Below are 21,845 nucleotides of genomic sequence, written 5' to 3' on the forward strand. Positions count from 1 at the left end.
TGTAATGTAAATTAATCAAAAAATGAAAATGAAAAAAATTAACCTGCTGCTGTTAATTACAAGTACACTTGTAATTTTTAGTTGTAAAAAAACGAATGATACTGTTGAAGTCAATCAACAAAAAGATGCGAATGGTTTTTCGTATGAAACTGTATCAAATGATCCAACAGGATTGCGACTGTATACTTTAGAAAATGGTTTGAAAGTATACCTAAGTAAGAACACAGATGAGCCTAAAATACAAACCTATATTGCGGTGCGTGCGGGTTCTAACTACGATCCGAAAGAATCTACAGGATTAGCTCACTACTTAGAGCACATGCTTTTTAAAGGAACAGACGAGATTGGAACACAAGACTGGGAAAAAGAAAAAGCAGAAATAGAAAAAATATCCGCTTTATACGAACAACATAGAGCAGAAAAAGATCCAGAAAAAAAGAAAGTCTTATATCGAAAGATTGATAGCGTTTCTCTAGTTGCTTCAAACTATAGCATTGCCAATGAATATGATAAAATGACAAGTTCATTAGGAACAACAGGTTCCAACGCACATACTTGGTTTGAAGAAACGATTTACAAAGGAAAAATTCCTTCTAATGAATTAGACAAATGGTTAGACTTAGAAAGTGAACGTTTTAGTCAGCTGGTTTTACGTTTGTTTCACACAGAATTAGAAGCTGTATTCGAAGAATTTAATAGAACACAAGATAACGACTACAGAAAAGGATACTATGCCTTGATGGATGCTCTATTTCCAAATCATCCGTATGGACAGCAACGTACTATCGGAACTGCAGAACACTTAAAAAACCCTTCACTAGTTGATATTAACAATTATTTTGACAAATACTATGTACCAAACAATATGGCAATTGTTTTAGTGGGTGATTTAGATTTTGAGAAAACTATTGAGAAAGTGAACAATACTTTTGGTAAAATGGAGAAAAAGGAAGTGTCACATCCTACATTACCTAAAGAAGAACCTATTACAGCTCCAATAGAAAGAGAAGTTTTTGGACCAACTGCTGAAAATGTTTTTATTGGTTTTCGTTCAGGCGGAATTAACTCGAAAGATGAAGTATTATTGACATTAATAGATATGATCTTAGCGAATGGAGAAGCTGGTTTAATTGACTTAAATTTAAATCAAGAACAATTAGTACAATATGCAGGAGGTTCTGCAACATTTTTAAATGATTATGGATATCAAATGCTTAGAGGATTTCCAAAAGCTGGTCAATCGTTAGACGAAGTAAAAAATCTGATTTTAGATCAAATTGAAAAGTTAAAAAAAGGAGAGTTTGATGAATGGATGATTGAAGCAGTTGTAAACGATTTAAAACTACGACAAACTGAAGACTATGAAAGTAGCACAAATGTAGCACAAGCCTATTACAGCGCGTTTATTCATAGAGAAAATTGGGATAAAAAAGTGAAGTTTTTAAATGAAATGAAAAAAGTCACTAAGCAAGAATTAGTTGATTTTGCTAACAAATTTTACAAAGACAATTATGTAATTACCTATAAGCGTAAAGGAACAGATGCTAATGTTGTAAAAGTTGAAAACCCAGGAATAACACCTGTAAACCTTAATAAAGATAAAAGTTCTCCGTATCTACAAGCATTTAATTCGAGAAAATCTGACCCAATAGAGCCAGTATTTCCAGACCTTAAATCAAAAATAAAAGAAACACAACTAACCAATGGTATTAAGGTTTCTTATATTGAAAATGAGCAAAACGATTTATTCGAACTCAATGTTATTTTTGACATGGGAAAAGATCATAATAAAAAACTTGCTTTGGGGGTTCGTTATATGGAATATTTAGGAACAAATAAATACACCGCAGAAGAATTAAAGAAGGAGTTTTATAAATTAGGAATCAATTATTATGTAAGTACAGGAGCTAAGAGATCGTATGTTGGATTGAACGGTTTAAAGGAAAACTTACCTAAAGGTTTAGAGTTGTTGTCTCACTTATGGAATAATGCCATACCAAACCAAGAAGCCTACGATAAATATGTGGCAAAAATCATCAAAACAAGACAAGACAACAAAGTTCGTGAAAGCACTATTTTAAATACAGGTTTGCGAAACTTTGCTAAATATGGTGAAAACTCACGTTTACGTAATATATACAGTAGAAGCGAGTTACTAGATATGAATCCGCAAGAATTGGTAGACTTAGTAAAGGATCTTAAGAATTATGAGCAGCGTATTTTCTATTATGGAAAAGATGTGGGGAAAGCGATAACAGCGCTAAATCAACACCATAAAGTAGCAGATGAATTAAAACCATATCAAGAAGCGACAGCATATGTAGAGCAAGAAACTGGAGGAAATGTATTCTTTGTTGATTATGATATGGTACAGGCTAAAATGTCACTCTTAGCAAAAGGAAACACTTTCAAAACAGAAAACATGGCGGCTTCAAACTTATTCAATTCATATTTTGGAGATATTGTATTTCAGGATATAAGAGAATCAAAGTCATTAGCATATTCCACGTATGCATTTTATGCTGATGCTTCAGAAAAAGGAAAATCGAACTATTTAATGGCATTTATTGGAACACAAGCCAATAAGATGCCGCAAGCTGTTGATGCTATGATGGCGTTAATGAATGATATGCCAGAAGCAGAAGAGCAATTCAACACTGCTAAAGAATCAATTTTAAAACAAATGGCAGCCGATCGTATTACCAAGTCGAATATATTTTGGACTCATGAAAACTTTAAAGAAAAAGGAATTGAAATGAGTGATATAAAAGAAGAGTATAACGCTATTAAAAATATGACGTTGGCTGATTTAAAAACATTCTTTAATGAAAATGTAAAAGGAGAAGAATTCAATGTTATGGTTATAGGAAACAAAAAGGACATTGATATGAAGGCTTTATCTAAGCTTGGGGAAATTCAAGAAATGGATGTCGATTATCTTTTCAACTACGAAAAAGCAAAGGAGATCAAACAATAAGAAAATTATATGCAACAAAAAAGCGCTTCATTCGAAGCGCTTTTTTTATAGTTGTAAATTGGATAAAAAATTACCCTTTCACTTTAGTTCTCATGTTTTCATTTAAAAATGTAATCATAGAATTATAAAAATCGAAACGATTCTCTTGGTTTCTAAATCCGTGACCTTCGTTCTTTTTTAACATATATTCTACAGTAACTCCATTCTTTTTCAATGCTTCAACCATTTGGTCAGATTCTGCTTGTACTACACGCGGATCATTTGCTCCTTGTGCAACAAATAATGGTGTTTTAATCTTGTCAACATGAAAAACAGGACTGTTAGCTTTCATCATAATACTATCTTTCGTATTCGGATCTCCAACCATTTCATATAACATTTTCTTATATGGTTCCCAATATGGAGGAATTGTTTCCATAAATGTAAATAAGTTTGAAACACCTACATAATCAACAGCTGCTGCATACAAGTCTGGCGTATTCGTAATTCCTGCTAAAGTAGCATAACCACCATAACTTCCACCATAAATAGCAACACGATCTTTATCCGCAATACCTTCCTTAATCAACCATTTTACGCCATCAGTAATATCGTTTTGCATTTCTTGTCCCCATTTCTTAAACGAACTTTCCATAAACTTCTTCCCATATCCTGTAGAACCTCTAAAATTCATTTGCAATACAGCAAAACCTCTATTGGCTAAAAACTGTACTTCTGGGTTGAATCCCCAATTATCACGAGCCCAAGGTCCACCATGCGGATTTACAACAACTGGCAAGTTTTCTGCTTTTACACCAACTGGCAATGTTAAATATCCATGAATTGTCAAACCATCTCTAGAAGTGTAGGTGATAGGTTTCATATTTGCCATGTGTTCAGAATTGATCCATGGACTTAAATTAGCCAATTCTTTTAGGCTTTCTTTCTTCACATCATAAAAATAATATATTCCTCTTGTCTTATCATTTCCAGCATAAATTAAAAACTTATCTTCATCTTTATTGCTTGATGTAATATAATATTCGTTGTCTGCACCTAATTTATCTTCAAGCATTTTAAAAAAGTTTTCAGCATCTTTATCTAAAAATTTTCTATTCAATTTTGCTTTGGTATAGCTAATAAATGTAGGTACTTTTCTTTTAGAAGAATAAGATATTCCGCTTACATCAACTTCTGTATCCATAAAAATCTCTTCAACTTCTTTGTTTTCTTTTAAATCGTACTTAACAATCGCAGCTTTATCTCTTCCTAAGTTTGAAGCAGCATATACAATATCACCATTATCAAAATCAAAATATTGAATAGCTAATGTTTGCTTAAAATTAGTAGTCATTACTTCTTTAAAAGGTTCCTCTTCTGTAGTACGGTATAAAATAGTCGTATCAACACCATTTGTCTTCGTAGCTACACGTAATTTCCCGTCATGGTCAGTGTCCCAACCTGTAATATTTCCTGGGTTTTCGTAAAGTATTGTCAATTCTCCAGTATTAATATTCAAGCGATACGGATCATATACTTGCGGAATTCTCTTATTTAATCCAATAATCATTTCATCTTGATTATCTTCAAGTGCATCAATTATTTCACAACGTACGCCATCAAAAGGAGTCAAATCTTTTTCGTTACTTCCATCTTTATTTACAGCAAAAACATGAAAATTTTCATTTCCGCCTTTATCTCTTGCATATACTAAACGGTCGTCACTAGCCCAGAAATATCCAGCAAGATCACGATCTTCTACGCTAGTAACTCTAGTCGTTTCGTCGCCATCAATCTTTTGTACATGAATATTCATTCGATCCTTGTAAGGAGCTAAGTAAGCAAGGTATTCACCATTTGGAGATAAACGGTATGATGTTTTTTCAGAATTCTTAAAGAAATCTTCAACTGAAATTTTTGGTGGTGGCTTCAATTCTGTAAGCTCAGGTTGTTTTTTGGCTTCCTCTTTACATGCTATAAAAAGCAGTACTAAGGAAAAAAGCAGTAGTTTTCTCATGATATTGTTTTTTGTATGATATCCCTGTAAGACTGTGAAACTAGAATTTTGTTACACTATTTAACATAATTTTTTTAGAAATTATCTTCAACTTCATCTTTATTTTGATAAATTTATAAACTATTACATGCGAACTCATTATATCAGAAACCCTTTATTATTTTCTGAATAATCCTAAAACTTGCTATTGAAAACCTAACTATTCTAACTATATTTGAACTAAATAAATTCAACCATTATTACGTATGAAATTACTAGAAGGCAAAACAGCCATCATAACAGGCGCGAGTAGAGGAATAGGAAAAGGAATAGCGCAAGTATTTGCAGCTCATGGAGCAAATGTTGCTTTTACATACAGTTCATCTGTAGAAGCTGCCAACGAATTAGAAAAAGAATTAAACGGATTAGGCATAAAAGCAAAAGGATATAAGAGTAATGCAGCAAATTATCAAGAGTCACAAGACTTGGCTGCAGAAGTATTAAAAGAGTTTGGCTCGATTGATGTATTGATTAATAATGCAGGAATCACGAAAGACAATTTATTAATGCGTATTTCAGAAGAAGATTTTGACAAAGTAATCGAAGTCAACTTAAAATCTGTCTTCAATATGACCAAAGCAGTTCAACGTACAATGTTGAAACAACGTAAAGGTTCTATCATTAATATGAGTTCTGTTGTTGGAGTTAAAGGAAATGCTGGACAAACAAATTATGCAGCTTCCAAAGCAGGAATTATCGGATTCTCTAAATCAGTAGCATTAGAATTAGGTTCTAGAAACATTCGTAGCAACGTAATTGCACCAGGTTTTATAGAAACTGAAATGACAGGTAAATTGCCAGAAGATGTCGTAAAAGGATGGAGAGATGCAATTCCGTTAAAAAGAGGAGGAACACCTGAAGATGTAGCAAATACATGTGTTTTCCTTGCTAGTGATATGTCAGCGTACATTACTGGGCAAGTGCTCAACGTTGACGGTGGAATGTTAACTTAAACCACAATAATAATAAATATGAAGAAAGCACTTTTTTTAATGACAGTATTTTTTCTTTCGTTCAATGCAGTACAAGCACAAGACTGGGAGAAGTATAAAGCAGAAGACTTAGGATTTGTAGCACATTTTCCTAGTGAACCCAAAAGAACTGTTCAAAAAATTGATACGGCTGTTGGTGAACTAGACATGCACATGATTATGTATACACCAGCTTCTGGTGATGACAATGCTGTGTATTCTGTAATTCGCTCAGACTATCCTAAAGAACAATTCAAAAATGCAGACGAAGAATACAACAATACTGTATTAGATGGTGCTGTTAAAGGAGCGGTTTCAAATGTAAAAGGATTTTTAAATTTTGACCATCCAGTCAAATTCAACGGATATCCAGGAAGAAGCATCAAAATTCAAATGGAAAAAGGATTTATATACATAAATGCGTATCTAGTAGAAAATTCTATGTTTATCACACAAGTAATTTGTACGGCAGACAAGGATCATAATGATAGCATTTTCCGCTTCTTAAAATCTTTTGAACTCATAAAAACAAAATAAACTATTGCAAACAACAACGATAGTATACATCTGTATAGCAGCTATAATATCAGCACTTGTTGCGATATTTCATTATTACTATAAAACGAAAAAACGCACTAAAAAATTAGTGCTTTTTTCGTTTTTACGATTTTTAAGTGTATTTGCCCTATTGCTCTTAATTATCAATCCAAAATTTAAACAAAAAAGCTATTACACCGAAAAACCAGTATTGACTATTGCAGTTGATAATTCTTCTTCGGTAGCAGAATTGGGTTACGATACTAAAGTAACTTCTATTTTAGCAGCATTAAAAAACTCGAAAGAACTTCAAGATAAATTTGAAATTGATACGTATACTTTTTCAAATGAATTGAAAGAAAACGATTCCGTAAACTTTACAGGATCACAAACAAATATTAGCAAAGCGTTAAAAGACATCAATAAACTCTACAAAGATGCTATTGCGCCTACCATTTTAATTACTGATGGAAATCAAACTTATGGAAACGATTATCAGTTTCTATCCTCAAAAATAAAACAACCTATATTTCCTGTCGTAGCAGGAGATACTACAACATTTGTCGATTTAAAAATCGATCAACTAAACGCAAACAAATACGCGTATTTGAAAAATAAATTTCCTGTAGAAGTCATTGCAACATATACTGGAAACGAAACGGTTCAAACAAATTTAATACTCACTGCCGATGGAAAACGTTTGGCGAGTAAAGCATTGACATTTTCACCTACAGACAATTCCAAAGTAGTAAATTTAAATGTGTCTGCTACAAAAATTGGTGTACAAACATTACGTGCTACGTTGACACCTTTAAATTTAGAAAAAAATACACAAAATAATTCACGCTATTTTGCTGTAGAAGTCATTGACCAAAAAGTGAAAATTGCATTGGTTTCAGACATTATCCATCCGGATTTAGGAGCCTTAAAGAAAAGCTTAGAAAGTAACGAACTACGCGGCGTAGATATTTTAAAACCCAATGAAGCTTCAAGCGTACTGAATGATTATCAGTTAGTTATTCTCTATCAGCCAAATAGAAAATTTCAGGAAGTATACCAAAACATTAAACGTTTAGAGAAAAATACACTTACAATTACAGGAACACAAACCGACTGGAATTTCTTAAACGATATTCAAACGAGTTTCCGAAAAGATGACTTGCAAGAAACAGAAGAAGTGCAAGGGCAGTTAAATTCAAACTACACAAATTTCTTGATTGATGCTATTGACTTTTCAGACTATCCGCCATTAGAAAATGCATTTGGAGAAGTAGAATTCAATGTGGCGCACGAAATCATTTTATCGCAAGTAATATCTGGTGTTTCTACAAATTCAGCATTATTGGCAACGTATACGGACGATAATAAACGTGCAGCAATCTTAGCTGGAGAAAACATTTGGAAATGGCGTGCAAACAGTTTCTTGGCGCAAGAAAACTTTATTGAATTTGATACGTTTCTTGGGAAATTGGTACAATACCTAGCGTCTAACAAAAAACGCGAACGCTTAACGGTTGGTTACGAATCATTCTACTATGGAAATCGTGAAATTCAACTCACGGCGCAATACTTCAATCCATCTTATGAATTTGATGCAAATGCAAACCTAACTGCAATCGTCAAAAACAAAGATACAGACGAAACTACAACGTATCCGATGTTGTTAAACGCAGGTTTCTACACAGTCGATTTAAACAATTTACCGCCAGCATCCTATAACTTCACTGTACGAGCAGAAGGAAAGAATATCAGTAAATCGGGAAGTTTCAAAATTCTTGAATTCGATATTGAAAAACAATTCTTAAACGCAGATACACAACGATTACAGGCTATTGCTGCTAAAACCAATGGTAAAACATTTCATATCAATGACAATTCGCAAAATATAATTTCTGAATTAATTAACGATCAACGTTTCAAAACCATTGAGAAAAGTAATGAAAAGGTCGTATCTTTGATAGATTGGAAATATTTACTTGCAATAATAGCAGTTTTCCTTGCCTTAGAATGGTTTTTAAGAAAATATTACGGTCTAATATAACCAACAACTCATTTCATGAAAAAAACAATACTTTTCATCGCATTACTATTCAATGTAATAATTTCTTCTGCCCAATTAGCTAATTATTATGAAGATGTCTATGTAAATGATTCAGGAGGAATAGATATGGCAAGCGCATACTATGCGTATGATGGAGCTTCTTTTTATTATGACATAAGCATGCGAATGGATGCATTGCTAGTTATGTATGAAAATACAGGAAATACTTATTATTTAGACCGTTTTTTATGGAATGCAAATAGAACACTCAATAGACGTGACGATAATAGAAATGGCATCATTCCTATTCCTGATGCTACATCTGTTGAGTATGACCCAATTGATCCGTATGATGGAACTACGTTGAATAAAGTATGGTCAACTAGATATTATAATAAAGGCTGTCCAAGATACGAAGGTTTTGGTGGAGACGACGATTGGCATAAAAACACACATGCACCTACAAGACAATATACAAGTTGTCCTGAATGTAAAGACGTTCCGCATCTAATTGGAAATGCTAATATTATTTATGCTTTTACAAAGTTTTACAATATTATAAAAGATGCTGACACAGCTATTCAAGACACTAATTTTAATCATTTTGGACAATCAGAAAATTTGTCCTATACATATTTACAAATAGCAGATGATTTATTAGATGCATCTGAAGCAACTTATACGTATTTCAACACTTTTTGGGAAACTGCTTTGGGTGCTGGCGGAAACACCATAGGTTATTATAGAGAACATAATGGAGCAAATGCTTTTCTAGCATTTAAAGGTGCTAGACTTCCTATGAATATGCAAGCGAGTATGGGACGAGCATTTGTACAATTATATGAGGCTACTGACAATTCCGAATATTTAGATAAAGCAAAGCTATTAGCAGATTATATAAAAGAATATACTAAAGTAGTTGCAGATGCTAAACAATGGACATATTGGGGATATGTAGATCCGACACCTACTGCATCATTGCCAACGGGAATAACTGACCCTGAGCATCCAGATATTGCAAGAGACGGAGATCCATTAAGAGAAGATATCTCGCATGCTGCTTTAACTGCTGCATTTGCTTATGAGTGTGTAGAATATAATATTGCAAGTACCTTTACAGCTACGGATATACAACAATACGCCAATACTTTTCTAAATGATATATTTATAGATATATTAGAACTTGATGATGGTGTAGACAATGGATATACAGTAAATAATACATGGAATTTTAAAGACAATACCAATACTCATCCATATGATTCAGGATTGCCTCTTACAGAAGCTCCAAATGGTTATTTATATGATTATTGGATGTTGTATGCAAGTGTAGATGCTAGAATTCATCAAATGCTTACTGATTTCAATACTACAAATTATTATCCAACACTAAATTCTATAGATAACTTCTCAAGAAACTTACGAAGAGGATTAACTATTGCATTTTTACATAAAACACAACAATTATTTGCACCAATAGCATCTGAACACAAATATGCTACAGATATAAATTGGTCTGGTGTAGATAGTGGAAATTTTTATGACGATCCTACTGAAGAATTTGTGTATGCAAATAACAAAGAAGGAACCATTAGAATTGGAACAATTACTTCTGATAATAAAATAAAGGATGACATAATTACCCCATTTTCTCATGTAAGTAGTTTTGATTGGGGAAATTTAGCTGCAGGAGATTTTTATGGTGATGAAAAGGATGAAATAGTGATTGTCTCTAATGAAGTTGGAAAAAATGGTTATTACATATACAGTATTTCAGCAGGAAATATTGTCCAAGATACTGAAGCTATAGGTTGGGGGGCAGCATCAGACTGGGTTGGAGCAGCAGCAGGTAATTTTGACAATACAGATAGAGAAGATTTTGTGTTAGCAAGAAATTATAACCAGGAAATACGATTATTTACACATGATGCTACTGGTGCTAGAACAGCACGGTCTACTATTTCACTAAAAGCATTACTTGAAATACCAGCAAATGCTACAATAACAGGAATTGCTTCTGGAAATGTGATTGACAATATACTAGGAGATGAATTGGTAGTATTAGTAAATTCTCCAGACTATTTAACCAATGGATATTACGTACTGTCATTAAACACAAGTACATATCAGTTTGAAGTCAAATCACAAAATACAGGTTGGGGAACAGGTCATGATTGGCAAGCACTGACTGTTGGTGACTATGATGGTGATGGAAAAGACAATATTATCATGCATGGTAACTATGAATCAAAATATAAAGTGTATCATGTGAACGAAAGTGGAAGTACCTATACTATTGGAGCATTGGGATCAGAAACATTCCACAAAAAACAGATAGAAGGAAATATTTTAGGAAGTGGTAACTTTAATGCTGAAACAAATAACGACGAACTTATCGCGTTAAGAAATACAGATGGAGGGATCATTGTATATACATTTAATGATAGATCATTTATAGCTTCTAGAGCTACCAATTCATCTGATAATACTGGTCAATTTGTACAGAATCAATCAACTACAATAAATGATATTAAAATATATCCAAACCCAACAAAAGGAATTCTAACGATTAATGTAACAAATGACATATCTAACATACATATCAATAATTTACTAGGAGAATCTATAAAAACAAACATAAAAAAGAATACAATAGATATATCGTCACTCTCAAAAGGTATCTATATACTAACTATAGAATTAACAAACGGAAATATAATCACTAAAAAAATAATCAAAAACTAATAAAAATGGACAAATTACCTAAAATTGGAATACCAATATTAATCATTGTAATTATAGCAATTGTACTAATTGCAAAATCGGCAGTAACCATAAACTCTGGAGAAGCAGGCGTTTTATACAAACAATTTTCTGGCGGAGTTGACCTCGAAAACACTTATGGAGAAGGATTTCATGTAGTAGCACCTTGGAATAGTATGATTAAATATGAATTAAGAGATCAAACAGTTCAAGAACAATTACCAGCGTTATTATCAGTAGATGGTTTACCTGTTGAAGTAGATTTAACAATTCAGTACAAACCTAGCCAAGAAAACTTAGGTAAATTACACCAAACAGTAGGTTTAGACTATTACTCAAGAAAAGTAAGACCAGCTATTAACTCGGTAGCAAGAAGTATTATTGGACAATATACTGCGGAAGAATTGTATTCATCTAAAAAGAATTCAATTCAGAAAGAAATTGAAGAGCAAACTAAAAAAGACTTAGAGAAAGTATATATTGACTTACTAAAAGTTTTAGTTGAAAAGATTGAATTACCAAAAAAGATTACTGCAGCAATTGAAGACAAGAAAACAAAAGAGCAGGAATTAGAAAAATATAAGTACTTATTACAAACTGCCGAAAAAGAAGCTGAAAGACAACGTGTAGAAGCGGAAGGTAAAGCAGCAGCAAACAAAATTTTAAGTGCTTCGTTAACAGACAAGATTCTTCAAGAAAAAGGAATTGAAGCTACTATAAAATTATCGGAGTCTCCAAACTCTAAAGTAATTGTTATTGGTTCTGGACAAGGAGGAATGCCTTTAATCTTAGGAAATCAATAAAATAGAAAACAAAATAACACATAAAATAAAAGGGAAACTGGCTTAAAGTTTCCCTTTTTTTATTCTGAGTAATTCTAGGTAAGGAGGACGCTTTAATTTCATTTAGCTATCCTGTATTTTAATATCATTATAATCTAACAATCTAAAAATCTAAGAAAGTCTAACAGCAATCTATTTATCAGAGCTTAATCGTTTGCTAAAATCAGTATCACTATCTTTTTTCAAAACAGAAGCTTGTCCTTTCCAATCGTCACGTTCTATACGTCCTGGGAAGAACGAAATTAACTCCGTAACTGTTTGCATATCTTCTGAAGAAAACTTGCTTATTTGATCAAATGTATAAATTCCGATCGTATTCAATTTATTCTCAATAAAAGGGCCAACGCCTTTAATTCGTTTCAAATCATCTTTCTCTGAAGCATCTGCAACTCCAAAGCTCTCAAAATTTAAAGGAGAATTCTCAATAGCTGCACCTTCTGTAGCACCTAAGTCATCAGTGGCATCAACAGCTCTTCCTGAACGTTCGCGTGTTTTTACAGCACGTACACCTTTAGATGGGGCATAACTTGTATTAATAAATTCTTCTTTGTTTTTCTTTTTCTGTTCAGCGAGTAACTTCTCATATTTACGTTTAGAGCTACGTTTCGAAAAAATCCAGCCAATCAAAAAACAACCAAATCCTATCAAGAATACTACAAAATATTCCCAAGTAGATGTAGGTGTGAGGTTTTGTAAAAATAAAAGTGGCATATAATCAATTAGTTGTGTTAGTTATGTTTAGTTAGTCTTGTGTTATATTAATTTCAATGCGTCTATTCAATCGTTGTCCTTCTTTGGTATTTGGGGCAATTGGTTCGGTTTCACCTTTAGAAGAAATAGTCAATTTACTAGCATCAATTCCTTGAGAAACAAAATAGTGCATCACACTTTTAGCGCGTTCTTTTCCATACCACATATTATCTTCTGCATCGCCACTACTATCAGTATGACCAATAATTTCAACTGTTTTTGAAGGATGTTTTGCTAAATAACTTTTCAATTCAATAGCATATGCATTCAAGGTATTATCTGGTTTAAATGTTTTTGAGCCAAAACCAGCGTATAAAATCTTAGAAGCAATACTCTCATCAATAGCATTTATGCGCTCTTCAGACATTTCTTGATATTCATACGCAAAGCCTTTATCATATTGATTATTCGTTACAAACTTAATGTCTTCTTGTTTGGTCTGAAATACAACGCGATCTACATTAATTCCAAAACTGGCTAACTTTTTCTTTACAACCTCGTTTCGAGAAAGTGCAATAGCACCATTTTCATCTTTACTAAAAAATGAAGTAACAATCAATTCTTCTTTTTGATTTGCATTCAAATATGTAAAAAACGGTTGCAGCGGATTAGAAACTGAATCAATTAAAGAAACAGCCGCAGCATTTTTTGTAATAGAAAAAGGTAAAAAAGTAAGTATTTTTTTTGCTGGAACTTCCTTAACAACCTTAATAGTATCAACTACTGGGTTTTTAGGAACTTCACAAAGATTCTTTACATTGCATTCGTAGTAACGAACACCAAAGTAAAACCATGTACAAAAGAGTACAAAGGCAATCACAAAATGTTTCATAGTTGGGCTGGCTATTAATGCTTCTAAAATTAGGGATTCATTTCCGATATCGCAATCATAACTGCCAAAAAAACACATATAATCGTATATTTTCGATAAAATGCAGAAAAATTATTTGAAAAAACACTAGGAAGCTATCAAAAATATTAATTACATTTGCATCAAATAAAAAACAAACATGTCTTACACACAATTACATCATCATCATTCTCATACTTGCTCTCAGGCGAAATGATAATGTATTGAAGTAATTTAAAAATATATTAAAACCCGTTTGAGTACATCAAACGGGTTTTTTAATGCTCAATTTTTGTACTCAAACATTATAAAAGAAATAATGAAAAAGTTAAAAATTGCCATTCAAAAATCGGGACGACTCAATGAAGATTCGCTCAAAATGTTAAAAGACTGCGGAATTTCCATCGACAACGGAAAAGCACAACTCAAAGCAGCAGCACGCAACTTTCCTTTAGAAGTTTTCTACCTAAGAAACGGAGACATTCCACAATACCTTCGCGACGGCGTGGTAGATGTTGCCATCATTGGAGAAAATGTATTGGTAGAAAAAGGAGAAAACATCACCATCGCCGAAAAACTAGGATTCTCCAAATGCAAAGTCTCATTAGCCATTCCAAAAGGAGAAAACTACAATTCTGTTAAAGACTTTGAAGGCAAGCGTATCGCAACTTCATATCCAGAAACGGTGAAAGCATATCTCAAAGAAAAAGATGTTAATGCAGAATTACACATCATTAATGGTTCTGTAGAAATTGCACCAAACATAGGACTTGCCGATGCAATATGCGACATAGTTTCCAGTGGAAGTACACTCTTTAAAAACAATCTTAAAGAAGTGGAAATCATGCTAAGAAGTGAAGCTGTACTAGCGGTTTCTCCAAAAATTCAACCCGAAGAAAACGAAATTCTTCAAAAACTACAATTCAGAATTCAATCTGTATTAACGGCGCGCACTTCCAAATACATTCTGCTCAATGCTCCAAACGACAAAATAGAAGCCATCAGCAAAATATTACCTGTATTAAAAAGCCCAACAATTCTTCCACTAGCTGAAGAAGGCTGGAGTTCACTGCACTCAGTAATCAAAAAAGAAGACTTTTGGGACGTCATTGATGAACTCAAACAAAATGGCGCAGAAGGAATTTTAGTATGTCCAATCGAAAAAATGGTATTATAATGAACAAAATATTCAATCCACAACCATCCACTTGGACAGCAATTTTAGAGCGTCCAACACAAACAGTAGACGATATTGAAGCTACGGTTTCGCAAATCTTCTCTGAAGTTCAAAAAAATGGCGATCAAGCAATTAAAAAATACACGTCGTTCTTTGACAATGTTTTACTAGATAATTTTGTTGTCAGTCAAGCTGAAATAGATACTGCTGCAAAAACCGTTTCAGAAAAACTGAAAGCGGCCATTGCTGTCGCAAAGGCAAATATTACTTCATTTCACGCGGCACAAGAAACCGCTACTGTAACGATAGAAACGACTCAGGGCGTACAATGTTGGCAAGAAAAAAGAGCCATTCAAAAAGTCGGATTGTATATTCCTGGCGGAACGGCACCTTTATTCTCAACGATCTTAATGTTGGCTATTCCTGCAAAAATTGCAGGTTGCAACGAAATAATTCTATGTACGCCACCAAACAAAGAAGGCAAGGTAAATCCAGCAATATTGTACACTGCACAATTATGCGGAATTACCAAAATATACAAAGTAGGAGGAATCCAAGCCATTGCAGGTATGACCTTTGGATCGGAAACCATCTCCAAAGTCTATAAAATATTTGGACCAGGAAATCAATTCGTAACTGTAGCAAAACAACTCGCAACTAAATACGGAGTTGCTATTGACATGCCAGCCGGACCAAGTGAATTACTCGTTGTAGCAGACGATTCTGCAAATGCAGACTTTGTGGCTTCCGACTTACTAAGTCAGGCAGAACATGGAACTGACAGTCAAGTAATATTAGTAACGACCTCAAAGAACTTTCTAACGGAAGTGGAAAAAGCAGTAGAAACACAACTACAACAATTGCCACGAAAAGAAATTGCAGCAAAAGCGATTGACAATTCAAAACTAATCTTAGTTGAAAACGATCAAATTGCTTTAGACTTAATCAATGAATACGGTCCCGAACACTTTATCATTTGTGTAAAAGATGAAGATTTCTATACAAACGGAATTCAAAATGCAGGTTCTGTCTTTGTTGGTAATTACACGCCAGAAAGTGCGGGCGATTATGCTTCAGGAACCAATCACACCTTGCCAACAAACGGTTATGCAAAAGCATATTCTGGTGTAAACCTAGCAAGTTTTCAAAAAAGCATGACATTTCAAAAAATATCCAAAAAAGGAATCCAAAACATTGGAAATGCTATTGAACTCATGGCAGAAGCAGAAGGCTTACAAGCGCACAAAAATGCTGTGACACTTCGATTAAATGAACTAAAAGCAAACAGCTAAGAGCTATAGAGATGGACACATTCAATCTAAATTCTCTCATAAGAGAAAACATAAAAACACTCAAGCCATATTCCTCTGCAAGAGATGAATACAAAGCTTCTGGGAATGACATGGTATTCTTGGATGCCAACGAAAATCCGTATGAAAATGGCGTAAATCGCTATCCAGATCCAAAACAGAAGGATGTAAAAAAAGCGTTGGCAGCCGTAAAAAACTGCAATCCAAACAATATGGTTTTGGGAAATGGAAGTGATGAAATTCTCGATTTGATTTTCAGAGCATTTTGTGAACCTAAGCAAGACAACATTATCACGTTGCCGCCAACTTATGGAATGTACAATGTATTGGCAGGCGTAAACGACATTGCTGTAAAAGAAATATGCTTAACGGAATCGTTTCAACCAAAAGCAGATCAAATTTTAAATGCAGCAGACGCAAACAGTAAAATCTTATTTCTCTGTTCGCCAAACAATCCAACAGGAAACAGTTTCGATACGGAAACAGTAGAAAAACTACTCAAAGAATTTAACGGAATCATAGTGATCGACGAAGCATATATAGACTTCTCAAGCCAAGAAAGTTGGTTGAAACGGCTTGAGGAATTTCCTAATCTTATCATTACACAAACGCTCTCAAAAGCGTATGGAATGGCAGGCATCAGACTTGGAATCTGTTATGCTTCGTTCACTATTGTTGATGTTTTAAATCGTATAAAACCTCCGTATAATGTGAATCTACTAACACAAATGCATGCATTGGATCGTATTTTAGATGAAAAAGGTGTACAACAAGAAATAGCTAACATTCAAGAAAACAAAGTGAAATTAGCGAATGCATTAAAGAATGTAAACTTTGTAACGAAAATATATCCATCAGATGCCAATTTTATCTTAGTTAAGGTAGATAATGCCGATCTTCGCTACCAACAATTAATAGAAAAAGGAATCGTAATCAGAAACCGAACAACGCAACCTTTATGTGAAAATTGTTTGCGACTTACGGTAGGAACTGAATTTGAGAACAAGAAATTGATTTCGGAATTAGTAGCAATTTCAAAATACTAAATGTCACATCGAGCGCAGTCGAGATGCAATTATAAAACCTATAAAATAGATTCCTGCGTGTCATATTGATCGCAGTTTAAAATACAGGAATAAAAAATATTATGAAAAAAGTACTATTCATAGATCGTGACGGAACGATCATCAAAGAACCAGCAGACGAGCAAATAGACAGTTTTGAAAAACTAGAATTCTATCCGAAAGCCTTATCTTCACTTCGAAAAATTGCCAACGAACTAGATTTTGAATTGGTAATGATTACTAATCAAGATGGTTTAGGAACAGATGTATATCCAGAAAATACATTCTGGCCTGTGCACAACTTTATCTTGCAAACGCTAGAAGGAGAAGGAATTGTTTTTGATAAAATAGTCATTGACAGAACTTTTGCCAAAGACAATGCGCCAACTCGTAAACCCAATACGGGCTTGCTGACAGAATATTTTTCGGAAGCTTATGACTTAGCAAATTCATTCGTAATTGGCGATCGATTAACGGATATCGAATTGGCTAAAAACTTAGATTCTAAAGGAATTTACATCAACGATGAAACCTTTTTAGGAACAGATGAAATCACAGTAAAACGTTCTGATTTAGATGAATATATTGGTTTAGAATCAAACGATTGGGATGAAATTTACGCGTTTCTAAAAGCAAAAGAGCGCAAAGCTTCATTAACACGAAATACAAATGAAACTAAGATTCAAATTGATTTAAACTTAGATGGAACAGGAAAATCAAACATAGAAACAGGAATTGCATTCTTCGATCACATGTTAGATCAAATTGCACGTCACGGACAATTAGATTTGGATATAACTGTAAAAGGCGATTTAGAAGTAGACGAACACCACACAATTGAAGATACTGCGATTGCTTTGGGTGAAGTATTTGCGGAAGCTTTAGGAAACAAACTTGGCATAGAACGTTATGGTTTCTGTTTGCCAATGGATGATTGTCTGGCACAAGTAGCTATTGACTTTGGAGGAAGAAATTGGTTGGTTTGGGAAGCAGATTTCAAGCGTGAAATGATTGGAAAAATGCCAACAGAAATGTTTTATCACTTCTTCAAATCGTTCACTGATGGCGCAAAAGCCAATCTAAACATCAAAGCGGAAGGCATCAACGAACACCACAAAATTGAAGCAATCTTTAAATCATTCGCAAAAGCCATCAAAGCAGCCGTAAAACGAGATGTCGAAAAAATGATTTTGCCATCAACAAAAGGAATGCTCTAATATACTTCTGAGATGTTAGTAATGAGAATTGAGTTTTAAAATATCTCAATACTAACATCTAAAATCTCAATACTAAATAAATGAAAGTAGTCATCATAAATTACGGAGCAGGAAACATACAAAGCATCAAATTTGCTTTGAAACGATTAGGAGTAGAAGCTATTTTGAGCAATAATGTAGACGAAATAAGAAACGCAGACAAAGTTATATTTCCAGGCGTAGGAGAGGCGAGTAGCGCGATGAAAAAGCTAAAAGAAAGTAAGCTTGATACAATCATACCGACTTTAACGCAACCAGTTTTAGGAATTTGCTTAGGTATGCAACTCATGTGTAACTCTTCGGAAGAAGGAAACACACAAGGGTTGGGCATTTTTGATACGGAAGTCGTTCATTTTTCAGCAAATGTAAAAGTGCCACAAATTGGCTGGAATACGATTCAAAATTTGAAAAGCCCACTATTTGAAGGAATCAGAGAAAATGAATATATGTATTTGGTTCACAGTTATTACGCTAAAAAATCACCTGAAATGATTTCTGAAAGTGAATATGATATCAATTATGCTTCGGCTTTGCAAAAAGGTAACTTTTATGGAGTGCAATTTCACCCAGAAAAAAGTAGCAAAGCAGGAAGTGTAGTATTACAAAATTTTTTGAAATTATAAAGTAGTATTGAGGTGTTAGTATTGAGAATTGAGAAGTTTCAAAATATACTTTGAAATTTTATAGTTGTTATTTACTAACAAAAGACAAACAAACGAATCAACAAAAAAATAACTCATGAGAATCATACCAGCAATAGATATTATCGACGGAAAGTGCGTCCGACTTTCGAAAGGTGATTATGACACGAAGAAAATATACAATGAAAGTCCGTTGGAAGTCGCAAAACAATTTGAAGATGCTGGCATTCAATACTTACACATGGTCGATTTGGATGGCGCTAAAGCCAAGCATATTGTCAATTATAAAGTATTAGAACTCGTTGCTTCTAAAACAAACTTAAAGATTGATTTTGGTGGCGGACTTAAATCGAATTCAGATTTACATGTCGCGTTTGAAAGTGGCGCAAAACAGATTACAGGCGGAAGCATTGCCGTAAAAGACAGAGAGCTATTTACACAATGGATTCAAAAATATGGTAGAGAACGCATTATTTTAGGTGCAGATGCAATGGATGAAAAGATCGCAATTAGCGGTTGGCAAGAAGAAAGTAATGAAGAATTGATTCCTTTCATTCAAGAATATCTAAAAAAGAACATTCAATATGTAATCTGTACTGACATTGCCAAAGACGGTATGCTCGAAGGACCATCATTTGAATTATACAAAAGGATCATGGTGGAATGCGATTCTAGATTAAAATTAATCGCTTCCGGCGGAATATCTACGTTTGACGAATTGCCAAAACTTAAAGAACTAGGTTGTGAAGGTGTAATTATTGGGAAAGCGATTTACGAAAACAAAATATCACTCAAGCAACTTGAAAAATTAGTATAAAAAAGATAGGTCATTACGAGAAAGTATGTCGAAGTAATCTTAAAGTAACAGGTTGCTTCATTTCATTCGAAATGACATAAAAAGATAAACAATGCTTACAAAAAGAATCATTCCGTGTTTAGACATCAAAAACGGACGTACAGTAAAAGGAGTCAACTTTGTAAATCTCCGTGATGCTGGCGATCCTGTAGAACTCGCAAAAATATATGCAAATGAAGGTGCAGACGAATTGGTGTTTTTAGACATTTCGGCAACCGAAGAGCGTAGAAAAACATTGCAGAAACTGGTTTTAGATGTTGCCTCGCAAGTAGACATACCATTTACAGTTGGCGGCGGAATTTCCTCTACAGAAGATGTAGATCGCTTACTCCAAGCGGGCGCAGATAAAGTTTCTATCAATTCGGCAGCAGTAAAACGCCCAGAATTAATCAATGAATTAGCGTCCAAATTTGGAAATCAATGTATTGTCGTTGCAATTGACGCAAAACAAATTGATGGCGAATGGATTGTACATTTAGTAGGAGGAAAAGTTCCAACAGAAATCAAACTCTTTGATTGGGCACAAGAAGTCGAACAACGTGGCGCAGGAGAAATTCTATTCACATCAATGGACAATGACGGTACAAAAGACGGTTTTGCAAATACAGCTTTGGCAAAACTATCAGAAACGGTTAATATTCCAGTCATAGCTTCTGGTGGCGCAGGAAACATGCAACATTTCAAAGATACATTCGTTACTGGAAAAGCAGATGCCGCTTTAGCTGCAAGTGTATTTCATTTCAAAGAAATCGGAATACCTGAACTTAAACAAAATTTAAAAGATAACGGAATTAATGTCAGAATTTAAACTATAAATTATATATAATTTAACTTTGACTCCGCTAAGTTTTCTTATTTTTGGCGACAAATAATAAGGTGTAAGAGTTTATAAATTTGATAGTTTATACTTTGGAAGTAAACAAATTAGCTCAAAATCCAAAAACCTCAATACTCGATAAATGAAGATTAACTTCAATAAAAATAACGATGGACTTGTTCCTGTCATCGTTCAAGACAATGAAACTAAAAATGTTTTGATGTTAGGTTACATGAATGAAGCAGCGTATGCAAGAACAATTGCCACCGAAAAAGTAACTTTTTTTAGCAGAACAAAACAACGCTTATGGACAAAAGGGGAAGAAAGCGGAAACTTTCTCAACCTAGTAAGCATTCAAAATGACTGTGATAAAGATACTTTACTCATCAAAGTAAACCCAGTTGGACCAACATGTCACAAAGGTTCGGATACCTGCTGGAATGAAGAAAACACAATGTCTTATGGCTTCATAAGTCAATTAGAAGATACGATTCAAAATCGCAAAGAAAACAAAGAAGACGAAAAAAGTTATGTGGCTTCATTATTCCGAGAAGGAATGAATAAAATAGCACAAAAAGTTGGGGAAGAAGCTGTGGAAGTTGTCATTGAAGCCAAAGACGATAATGATGATTTATTCTTAAACGAAAGTGCCGATTTACTATTTCATTACTTAATCTTGCTTCAAGCTAAAGGATATAAACTCAATGATATTGTAAATGTGTTGAAAAGTAGAGAGAAATAGTTTTTGAAATATAGTATTGAGTTTTTAGAATCATTCATAAATTATAAATGTTTAATGCTAAATTTTAAATTAAAAAGTATAGTTTTAAACACCCAATACCCAACACCCAACACCCAACACCCAACACCCAACACCCAACACCCAAAGAAAACTTTCTTCAAATCGTCCCTTTGAGCGATTCGCAAAAGCGAATTATATCGAGAAGTACTTTGAAAT

Annotated in this window: 17 protein-coding genes; 14 read left to right on the forward strand and 3 right to left on the reverse strand. The window is 33.7% G+C overall.

Going from position 1 to position 21,845, the window contains the following annotated elements; translation table 11 throughout:
• Window positions 1-28 precede the first annotated feature (28 nt).
• The gene (locus tag ACRBBL_RS25465; protein ID WP_431371923.1) at window positions 29-2,977 is read left to right on the forward strand and encodes a M16 family metallopeptidase; all 2,949 of its coding nucleotides are present in this window, start codon (window positions 29-31) and stop codon (window positions 2,975-2,977) included.
• A gap of 70 nt (window positions 2,978-3,047) precedes the next feature.
• Here ACRBBL_RS25465 and ACRBBL_RS25470 read toward each other — a convergent pair whose 3' ends face one another.
• A complete protein-coding gene (locus ACRBBL_RS25470) occupies window positions 3,048-4,973 on the reverse strand; it encodes a S9 family peptidase (RefSeq protein WP_431371924.1) in 1,926 nt (641 codons plus the stop codon).
• A gap of 245 nt (window positions 4,974-5,218) precedes the next feature.
• Here ACRBBL_RS25470 and fabG point away from each other — a divergent pair, with 245 nt between their 5' ends.
• The 5 genes from fabG to ACRBBL_RS25495 are packed head-to-tail and all read left to right on the forward strand — an operon-like array spanning window position 5,219 to window position 12,127.
• The gene (gene fabG, locus ACRBBL_RS25475; RefSeq protein ID WP_431371925.1) at window positions 5,219-5,965 is read left to right on the forward strand and encodes a 3-oxoacyl-[acyl-carrier-protein] reductase; all 747 of its coding nucleotides are present in this window, start codon (window positions 5,219-5,221) and stop codon (window positions 5,963-5,965) included.
• An 18-nt stretch (window positions 5,966-5,983) separates the two neighbouring features.
• Window positions 5,984-6,520, forward strand: a complete 537-nt coding sequence (locus tag ACRBBL_RS25480; protein ID WP_431371926.1) for a hypothetical protein — start codon at window positions 5,984-5,986, stop codon at window positions 6,518-6,520.
• A 4-nt stretch (window positions 6,521-6,524) separates the two neighbouring features.
• Window positions 6,525-8,561 carry a vWA domain-containing protein gene (locus tag ACRBBL_RS25485; RefSeq protein ID WP_431371927.1) on the forward strand — a complete coding sequence of 679 codons (2,037 nt, stop codon included), beginning with the start codon at window positions 6,525-6,527 and terminating at the stop codon, window positions 8,559-8,561.
• Window positions 8,562-8,576: 15 nt separating this feature from the next.
• A complete protein-coding gene (locus ACRBBL_RS25490; protein ID WP_431371928.1) occupies window positions 8,577-11,306 on the forward strand; it encodes a T9SS type A sorting domain-containing protein in 2,730 nt (909 codons plus the stop codon).
• Window positions 11,307-11,311: 5 nt separating this feature from the next.
• Window positions 11,312-12,127 (forward strand): prohibitin family protein, encoded by an 816-nt coding sequence (locus ACRBBL_RS25495; protein ID WP_431371929.1) that lies wholly within the window; start codon window positions 11,312-11,314, stop codon window positions 12,125-12,127.
• A 171-nt stretch (window positions 12,128-12,298) separates the two neighbouring features.
• Here ACRBBL_RS25495 and ACRBBL_RS25500 read toward each other — a convergent pair whose 3' ends face one another.
• Entirely contained in the window at window positions 12,299-12,877 is a 579-nt protein-coding gene (locus ACRBBL_RS25500) for a hypothetical protein (RefSeq protein WP_431371930.1), read from the reverse strand.
• Between the two features lie 31 nt (window positions 12,878-12,908).
• Window positions 12,909-13,826 (reverse strand): OmpA family protein, encoded by a 918-nt coding sequence (locus ACRBBL_RS25505; protein WP_431371931.1) that lies wholly within the window; start codon window positions 13,824-13,826, stop codon window positions 12,909-12,911.
• Window positions 13,827-14,085: 259 nt separating this feature from the next.
• On the opposite strand from ACRBBL_RS25505, the gene hisG reads away from it, so the two are divergent.
• The 8 genes from hisG (at window position 14,086) to hisIE (ending at window position 21,629) form a co-directional block, all read left to right on the forward strand.
• Window positions 14,086-14,943, forward strand: coding sequence for an ATP phosphoribosyltransferase (gene hisG / locus ACRBBL_RS25510; protein WP_431371932.1), 858 nt, complete (start codon window positions 14,086-14,088; stop codon window positions 14,941-14,943).
• A complete protein-coding gene (gene hisD / locus ACRBBL_RS25515; RefSeq protein ID WP_431371933.1) occupies window positions 14,943-16,235 on the forward strand; it encodes a histidinol dehydrogenase in 1,293 nt (430 codons plus the stop codon). The genes hisG and hisD overlap by 1 nt, the downstream gene beginning before the upstream one ends.
• A gap of 11 nt (window positions 16,236-16,246) precedes the next feature.
• Entirely contained in the window at window positions 16,247-17,299 is a 1,053-nt protein-coding gene (gene hisC, locus ACRBBL_RS25520; RefSeq protein WP_431371934.1) for a histidinol-phosphate transaminase, read from the forward strand.
• Between the two features lie 101 nt (window positions 17,300-17,400).
• Window positions 17,401-18,534, forward strand: a complete 1,134-nt coding sequence (gene hisB / locus ACRBBL_RS25525; RefSeq protein ID WP_431371935.1) for a bifunctional histidinol-phosphatase/imidazoleglycerol-phosphate dehydratase HisB — start codon at window positions 17,401-17,403, stop codon at window positions 18,532-18,534.
• An 80-nt stretch (window positions 18,535-18,614) separates the two neighbouring features.
• The gene (hisH, locus tag ACRBBL_RS25530) at window positions 18,615-19,196 is read left to right on the forward strand and encodes an imidazole glycerol phosphate synthase subunit HisH (RefSeq protein ID WP_431371936.1); all 582 of its coding nucleotides are present in this window, start codon (window positions 18,615-18,617) and stop codon (window positions 19,194-19,196) included.
• 115 nt (window positions 19,197-19,311) lie between these two features.
• Window positions 19,312-20,031 (forward strand): 1-(5-phosphoribosyl)-5-[(5-phosphoribosylamino)methylideneamino]imidazole-4-carboxamide isomerase, encoded by a 720-nt coding sequence (gene hisA, locus ACRBBL_RS25535; RefSeq protein WP_431371937.1) that lies wholly within the window; start codon window positions 19,312-19,314, stop codon window positions 20,029-20,031.
• Window positions 20,032-20,122: 91 nt separating this feature from the next.
• The gene (hisF, locus tag ACRBBL_RS25540) at window positions 20,123-20,878 is read left to right on the forward strand and encodes an imidazole glycerol phosphate synthase subunit HisF (protein ID WP_431371938.1); all 756 of its coding nucleotides are present in this window, start codon (window positions 20,123-20,125) and stop codon (window positions 20,876-20,878) included.
• A 151-nt stretch (window positions 20,879-21,029) separates the two neighbouring features.
• On the forward strand, window positions 21,030-21,629 hold the full coding sequence (hisIE, locus tag ACRBBL_RS25545) for a bifunctional phosphoribosyl-AMP cyclohydrolase/phosphoribosyl-ATP diphosphatase HisIE (RefSeq protein ID WP_431371939.1): 600 nt from the start codon (window positions 21,030-21,032) through the stop codon (window positions 21,627-21,629).
• Window positions 21,630-21,845 lie beyond the last annotated feature (216 nt).

The organism is Kordia sp. (genome assembly GCF_050633145.1).
Classification (GTDB): Bacteria; Bacteroidota; Bacteroidia; order Flavobacteriales; family Flavobacteriaceae; genus Kordia.